This is a genomic window from Streptomyces sp. CLV115, assembly GCF_038448545.1.
In the GTDB taxonomy this organism is placed as follows: Bacteria; Actinomycetota; Actinomycetes; order Streptomycetales; family Streptomycetaceae; genus Streptomyces; species Streptomyces sanglieri.
This window is the reverse complement of record NZ_JBCEWQ010000439.1, coordinates 1-440: the sequence shown is the minus strand read 5'-3', so window position 1 is coordinate 440 and position 440 is coordinate 1. Positions and strand designations below refer to the sequence as shown.

Annotated in this window: 1 rRNA gene; it reads left to right on the top strand. The window is 55.2% G+C overall.

Features of this window, described 5'->3' with window-relative positions:
* Positions 1-440, top strand: a 16S ribosomal RNA gene (locus tag AADR41_RS43110); the annotation flags it as partial.

Here is a 440-nt window from a genome sequence, read left to right as displayed (position 1 = left end):
CCTACGGGGGGCAGCAGTGGGGAATATTGGACAATGGGCGAAAGCCTGATCCAGCAATGCCGCGTGAGTGATGAAGGCCTTAGGGTTGTAAAGCTCTTTTACCCGGGATGATAATGACAGTACCGGGAGAATAAGCTCCGGCTAACTCCGTGCCAGCAGCCGCGGTAATACGGAGGGAGCTAGCGTTGTTCGGAAATACTGGGCGTAAAGCGCACGTAGGCGGCGCAGCAAGTCAGGGGTGAAATCCCGGGGCTCAACCCCGGAACTGCCCTTGAAACTGCAGTGCTAGAATTCTGGAGAGGCGAGTGGAATTCCGAGTGTAGAGGTGAAATTCGTAGATATTCGGAAGAACACCAGTGGCGAAGGCGACTCGCTGGACAGACATTGACGCTGAGGTGCGAAAGCGTGGGGAGCAAACAGGATTAGATACCCCTGTAGTC